6 protein-coding genes are annotated in these 7,118 nt (G+C 59.8%); all 6 read left to right on the plus strand.

Translation table 11 applies throughout. The features are described from left to right. A partial coding sequence (locus tag RMO57_RS08155; RefSeq protein ID WP_310385699.1) for a type IV pilus secretin PilQ occupies positions 1 to 1,194 on the plus strand: 1,194 nt, incomplete at its 5' end. A 64-nt stretch (positions 1,195 to 1,258) separates the two neighbouring features. Further along, positions 1,259 to 3,628: an Ig-like domain-containing protein gene (locus RMO57_RS08160; protein WP_310385700.1), complete on the plus strand. Its 2,370-nt coding sequence runs from the start codon at positions 1,259 to 1,261 to the stop codon at positions 3,626 to 3,628. A 17-nt stretch (positions 3,629 to 3,645) separates the two neighbouring features. After that, positions 3,646 to 4,212, plus strand: a complete 567-nt coding sequence (locus RMO57_RS08165; protein ID WP_310385701.1) for a shikimate kinase — start codon at positions 3,646 to 3,648, stop codon at positions 4,210 to 4,212. Between the two features lie 53 nt (positions 4,213 to 4,265). Beyond that, entirely contained in the window at positions 4,266 to 5,387 is a 1,122-nt protein-coding gene (gene aroB, locus RMO57_RS08170) for a 3-dehydroquinate synthase (protein WP_310385702.1), read from the plus strand. A gap of 10 nt (positions 5,388 to 5,397) precedes the next feature. After that, positions 5,398 to 6,543 carry a deoxyguanosinetriphosphate triphosphohydrolase gene (locus tag RMO57_RS08175; protein ID WP_310385703.1) on the plus strand — a complete coding sequence of 382 codons (1,146 nt, stop codon included), beginning with the start codon at positions 5,398 to 5,400 and terminating at the stop codon, positions 6,541 to 6,543. A 113-nt stretch (positions 6,544 to 6,656) separates the two neighbouring features. Then, positions 6,657 to 7,118 (plus strand): transposase (locus RMO57_RS08180; protein WP_310385704.1); only part of this gene is annotated, 462 nt, incomplete at its 3' end.

A 7,118-nucleotide genomic window follows, 5' to 3' on the forward strand; every position in this document is an offset into this window, starting at 1 on the left:
CAGGCCAAGGGCCTGGGGCTGCGCAAGTCCGGCAACGTCTTGTGGATTGCCCCCAAGGATGAGTTGGCCGCCAAAGAGAAGCTTGATCTGGAGTCGCGCGCGCAAATATCGCTGCTGGAGCCGGTGCGGACCCAGGCGATCCAACTCAATTACACCAAGGCCGAGGAAGTGGCCAAGGGGTTGAATGGACAGAGCTCTGGCGGCGGCAGCGGCGGTGGCGGTGGTGGAGCGGGTGGGCAAAACAGTTCGCGCATCTTGTCGCCGCGGGGCAGCGTGATGTTCGAGTCACGCACCAACCAGTTGTTTGTGACCGATATCCCGTCCAAGCTGGAAGAGGTGCAGGCGCTGATCGCCAAGATCGACATTCCGGTTCGCCAAGTCTTGATCGAGGCGCGCATTGTCGAGGCCGACGACAAGTTCGGCCGTTCCCTGGGCGTCAAACTGGGCTTCAACGATTTGCGCGGTCAGCAAGGCGGCATACCGGGCCGCAATGTCGGCGGCAATCAATATGTGGTGGCCGGTGGCAACTACAACGGCGTTGGCTTCAGCACCAAGCAATATGCGGTCAACGACTTTGCCAACACGCAATTCGTCAACCTGCCCGCCAATGTGTCGTCCGATGCCTTTGGTGGCGCCACCGCCGCCAACTTCGCGCTGTCGCTGTTCAGTGCCACCGCCAACCGCTTCCTGAACCTCGAGTTGTCGGCGCTGGAGTCCGACGGCAAGGGCAAGATCATTTCCAGCCCGCGGGTGATTACCGCCGACCAGGTCAAGGCCTTGATCGAGCAGGGCGAGGAGTTGCCCTACCAAGTGGCCACCGCCAGTGGCGCCACCTCGATTCAGTTCCGCAAGGCCAATTTGAAGCTGGAAGTGACGCCGCAAATTACGCCGGAAGGCAATGTGATCCTGAGCGTGGACATCAACAAAGACAGTCGCGGCACGCTGACGCCGCAAGGCTTTGCCATCAACACCAAGCATGTGCAGACGACGGTGCTGGTTGAAAACGGCGGCACGGTGGTGATTGGCGGCATCTTTACGCAGGATGAGCGTGACGATGTTTCGAAAGTGCCGTTCCTGGGTGATGTGCCTTATCTCGGCAATTTGTTCAAGACCAAATCGCGTTCGTCGATAAAGACCGAGTTGCTGATTTTCTTGACGCCCAAAGTGGTCAGCGATCGCGCAACGGTCCGTTGAACATCATTAAATAGTTTGAGGCTGCCGCATCGAGTTGAGGCGAGCATGTCGGGAGTATGCAGAAATGAATAAAAGTAGATTTAAACAATTTGGTCAGCGCTGTGCGCAGGCTTGTTTGAGCCTGGCCATGGTGGGCGTGCTGGCTGCTTGCGGCGGTGGTGGTGGCGATGCCGGCTCGCCTATTTTTCAAGACCCGACGACGCCGGTGACGCCGCCGGTGGCTTCGACCTTGGTCGATTTGGCCCTGGTGGTTGACAAGCAGACGGTGTCTAACACTGGCACCGAGAAGGTCACCTACACCGTGACCGCATTGGGCGCAGGCAATGCTGCCCTGATTGGAGTCGAAGCGCCTGTGACTGTTGAGGTGGACGGCGGTGCGGTGGTGACCCCGTCGGCCAAGGTGACCGACAAAACGACGGCGACCATGACCGCCGTAGTCGGCCTGATCGACAAAACCAGTCGCACTGTGACCTTGACCGCCAAGAGTGGCTCCATCAGCAAGAAGCTCAGTTTCAATGTGGTGGACAGCATCACGGGCAGCGCCGTGGCTGACCTTTCGGTCGTGGTGGACAAGGTCTCGATTCCCAATACAGGCATCGAAGAAGCCAGCATCACGGTCACGACACTGGATGCATCGCGTTCGGCGATTGGCGGTGTGGCCGTCACCATGCAAGTGGTTGATGTTGGTGATGCGGTGGTGCTTGATCCGGGCAACACGACGACCAGTGCGAGCACCGGACAATTGACCCGGCGCCTTAAATTGCAGTCTATCAAGACCAAGCGGACGATCGCGGTAAAAGCCACCAGCGGAACGGTGTCGCGCACCGTCACGGTGGATGTTGTTGATCCGCCCGCCGGCACGGTGTTGACCGCTAGCGATCTGACGCTGTCCATCAGCAAGAACAGCATCAATAACTCGGGCAGCGAGACGATCGATGTCGTTGCTCGGGCGGTCGACATCAATCGCAATGCCTTGGCCGGCATCGACGTGATCTTCCGGGTCAACAGCGACGCGGTATTGACGCCAATCAATACCAAGACCGACGCGAAAGGCGAAGCCAAGGCCACGGTTGGCATTGGTGCAAATCGCACGGTGAGGACCATCACCGTGACGGCGGAAAGCAGTGCGCTGAAGGGCACGCGCTTGCTGAGTGTGACCGGCGCCAAGTTGCAAGCAACCGTCAATCAGCCCAATCGTTTGGTGGGCGAACAAGGCACGGTCGACTACAGCTTGCTGGACGTCAATGGCAGCCCGATTGACGGGGTGGAGATTGTTGCCACCGGCCCAGGTACCGCCACTGGTCGAGGCTTGACCAATGGGCAAGGCAAGTGGACATATTCGTACAAGGCCGAGGGCAATGGAAAGATGTCGATCAAGGCAGTTGGCGGGGCTGGGGACACTCCGATTGAGTCCTTCGTCAATGTCGCATCCAAGCCGGCGCCCTTGGATCCAGCAATAAAGATACTGTCGGCGACGATGACCATGGACCCGCTGGTGGTCAAGGTCAATGAAATTGGCAAGGACGTCAACCGAGCCGAAATCCGATTGCTGTTCCGCGGCGAGAAGAATGCACCGATCGAGAATGTCCGTGTGCATGTGGGCTTGGGCTCCAACAGCACCTCGACCGATGGCAGGTTCAGCGTCAGTGAAACGGAATCACCGTTGCTGTCGGACAAGAATGGTCTGGTCACGCTGAGCTTCATTGCGGGCGAACGTGCCAGCCCGACCGACGGAGTGAAGATTTATGGTTGCTATGGCCGGACTGACGATCTGGGTACAACCGCCGACGGTTGTACGAAGGGATTTGCCGTCAATCCGGTGACTTTGACCGTGGTGGAGTCGCCCATTTCTATCTCGATTGGCGGCGACGATGTCTTGGCGATTGGTGAGACCGAGCTGACCTATATCGCCAAGTTCACGGTGCTAGTGGTCGATGCGGCCGGTAATCCGAAATCGGATGTGCAGGTAACTCCGGTGATCGATCTGCTTGGATACGCTAAGGGTGAGTTTCAATGGAATGTTCCACTTAAGGAATGGATTCCAACGCCGAAACCTATTTTTCAGTGTCCCAATGAGGATAGGCTGGAGCCTGACGGAGCTAGAAATGGCACGATTGAGGTGGGCGAGGATATCAACAATAATCTCCAGCTTGATCCTCGCAAGTCGGATGTCTCCGTTGCCATGGTCGGTAGTACCAAGACCGATATAAATGGTTTGGCTACGTTGAGAATTGAATATCCAAAGAGTATGGCGTACTGGGTAAGATATATGATAAAAGTGAGTGCTCCGGGCGTGCTGAGTCCACCGGCTTGGTATGGCCGTTATGAGGAGCGTTGGTTGCCGACGCTGACTACGGCGATCAAGAGTGAAAGCACACCAGCTTTCGCGCTCAGCCCTTATGGCAAGACTCCTGATTGCGCCAGTCCGTTATAAATAGGGTGTGGGCAGAGTTGACTCAAACCATCTCCCTCGTCGGTATGCCCGGCGGTGGCAAGTCCACCGTCGGTCGTGCCTTGGCACGCCAGTTGGCGGTGCGCTTTGTGGACACCGACGCGGAAATCGAAAACCGCCTGGGCGAGGCGATTCGCAGTTTCTTTGACCGCGAGGGCGAGGCAGCGTTCAGGGCGATCGAGTCCGAGGTGTTGGCTGAAATCCTGGCTCGCAGCGGCGAGATGGTCTTGGCGACCGGCGGCGGCATTGTTTTGAAAGAAGCGAACCGCGATTTGCTGCACCGGCATTCGACCGTCTTGTACCTGCGCTCGACGCCCGAGGAATTGTTCCGGCGCCTGCGTCATGACACGCAGCGCCCGCTTTTGCAGGTGCGCGATCCGCTGGGCAAGTTGCGCGAGATGTATTTGCAGCGCAATCCCTTGTATCGGCGCTGCGCCCACTTTGTTTTGGAAACCGGGCGGCCTTCGGTCAACGGCCTCGTCAATATGGCGCTGATGCAATTGGAGTTGGCCGGTCTGGTTGATCCAGGCCGAGTGGCGGCAACCGTTGGCGCTGAAAAGCACTGACAAGAGTCTGTTGCGACAACTAGGTGCTCAGGCTCGCCCCGTACACTTGTGGCATGACTGCTGCCACTACATCCCAAACTCGCGATTTAACCCAGCTGGTCCCGATCAAGCTTGACGAGGGTCAGCGTGGCTATGACATCCTGATCGGGTCCGCTTTATTGGATGAAACCAGCAGTTGGCTGGGTTTACCTAAAGCCACGGCGGCCTTGATCGTCAGCAACGAAACCGTCGCGCCGCTTTATTTGCAGCGACTGCAGGCGCAGTTGTCCAGGCATTACGCTCGCGTTGACAGCGTCCTCTTGCCTGACGGCGAGCGGTTCAAAGATTGGGCGTCCTTGAACTTGGTCTTTGACCGTTTGCTTGAAACCGCATCTGATCGCAAGACGGTGCTGTTTGCCTTGGGTGGCGGCGTGATTGGCGATATGACCGGCTTCGCGGCCTCGGTCTATATGCGCGGCGTGCCTTTTGTGCAGGTGCCCACCACCTTGTTGGCGCAGGTGGATTCGTCGGTCGGCGGCAAGACCGCCATCAACCATCCGCTGGGCAAGAACATGCTCGGCGCCTTCTATCAACCGGCGCGTGTGATCGCCGATCTGGACACGTTGGACAGCCTGCCGCAGCGCGAGTTGTCGGCCGGTTTGGCCGAGGTGATCAAGTATGGGCCGATTGCCGATGCGGCCTTTCTGGATTGGATCGAGGTCAATCTTGACGCCTTGTTGGCGCGCGACAAGGCGGCGCTGGCCTATGCCGTCAAGCGCTGCTGTGAAATCAAGGCCTGGGTGGTGGGGCAAGACGAGCGCGAGCAGGGGCTGCGTGCCATCCTCAATTTTGGCCACACTTTTGGTCATGCGATCGAGACCGGCCTGGGCTATGGCGCTTGGCTGCACGGCGAGGCGGTCGGCTGCGGCATGGTGATGGCGTGCGACTTGTCGGTGCGGCTGGGCTTGATGCCGGCCGAGTTTTTGCCGCGTATGCGCACGCTGATCGAGCGCGCTGGGCTGCCCGTCGTTGGGCCGGCGCTGGGCGCGCAGCGCTATCTGGAGCTGATGCGGGTCGACAAGAAGGCCGAGGGAGGGGCGATTCGGTTTGTCTTGGTCGAAGGGCTGGGACGGGCGGGTATGCATGCGGCGCCTGACGACTTGGTGGCCGAGGTGCTGGCCAGTCACTGTGCCTGAGTCCAGCGCCATGCCGACCAGGCTCCTGGCACCTTATGCCTGTGACCCGACCCGCAGCCGAGGCCGGCGCGTCTTTGAGGCGCCGGCGCCCACACGCAGCGAGTTCCAGCGCGACCGCGACCGCATCATCCACAGCACCGCGTTTCGGCGCCTGGTCTACAAGACCCAAGTCTTTCTCAACCACGAGGGCGATCTGTTCCGTACCCGCTTGACGCACTCCTTGGAAGTGGCGCAGCTGGGGCGCTCGATCGGGCGCAGCCTGCGGCTCGATGAGGACTTGATCGAGGCCATCGCCTTGGCTCACGATCTGGGCCACACGCCCTTCGGCCATGCCGGCCAGGACGTGCTGGACGAATGCATGAAGGCGCATGGTGGTTTCGAGCACAACCTGCAGTCGCTGCGGGTGGTCGACAAACTGGAGCAGCGCTACCCGGCGTTTGATGGGCTCAACTTGTGCTTTGAAACGCGCGAAGGCATTTTGAAGCATTGCGCCCGCCGCAATGCTTTGGCGCTGGAGGCGGCCGAGCCGGGTGGGGTGGGCGCGCGCTTCTTGCTTGGCCAGCAGCCCAGCCTGGAGGCGCAGCTCTGCAATCTGGCCGACGAGGTGGCCTACAACGCACATGACATTGATGACGGCGTGCGTTCGGGCTTGCTGGCGCTGGAGCAATTGGAGGCGATTCCTTTGGTGCAGACCTATTTGCGCGAGGCCTTGGCCGCCTATCCCGGCCTGAAAGGCAAACGACTGTTGGCCGAAACCATCCGGCGCATGCTTTCGGCGCAGGTCTACGACATCATCGACGCGACCGGTGCTGCGTTGGCAGCAGCTGCGCCGGCGGATGTGCAGGCGGTGCGTGCGGCCGGCCCGCTCTTGCGCTTCAGCCCGGCCATGCGCGCTGCCAGCACCGAGCTGAAGCGGTTTTTGTTCGCGCATTTGTACCGGCACAGCCAGGTCCAGGCGACCCGTTTGCGTGCCGAACAAGTGCTGCGCGACCTGTTCCGCATCTACGCCGCCGACCCGCAACAAATGCCGGCCGAGTATTTGCAAGATGCAGACCCCGCCGACCTGCCGCGCGCCTGCGCCGACTACATCGCCGGCATGACCGACCGCTTCGCCATCCGCGAACACCACCGACTGACCGGCCAAAGCCTGTTTTAGCCATTCTTTAAATGGGGTCAGGTTCATCCTTAAATGGGGTCAGGTTCATTTAATTGAGCCTGTAAAATGGGGTCAGGTTCATTTATTGCGCCCATTCAGCCGGGCGGACACCCATGGCCAGACTTCCTCGCCTTATGCTTGCCGGGCAGGCGCATCACGTCATTCAGCGCGGCAACAACCGGCAAGCGATTGTGCTCAGCGATGCAGACCGCCTGCACTATCTAGAACAGCTTCACGACTGCGCGGCGACCCACAAGGTGGCCATCCACGCCTACGTGCTGATGGAAAACCACCTGCATTTGCTCGCCACGCCCGAGCTCGATCAGGGCATCAGCCAAATGATGCAGGCACATGGGCGCCGCTATGTGGGCTGGTTTAACCACAAGTACGAGCGCAGCGGCACGCTCTGGGAGGGGCGATTTCGCGCGGCCTTGATTGACAGTGAACATTACTTGATGGGATGCATGCGCTACATCGAGTTGAACCCCATGCGGGCTGGAGTCTGTGCGAATGCCGAGGACTACCGCTGGTCCAGTTGCGCCCATCATCTGGGGCGACGCAGCGACCCCTTGGTC

Origin of the sequence: Roseateles sp., from assembly GCF_031397715.1 — a bacterium.
Classification (GTDB): domain Bacteria; phylum Pseudomonadota; class Gammaproteobacteria; order Burkholderiales; family Burkholderiaceae_C; genus Paucibacter_A.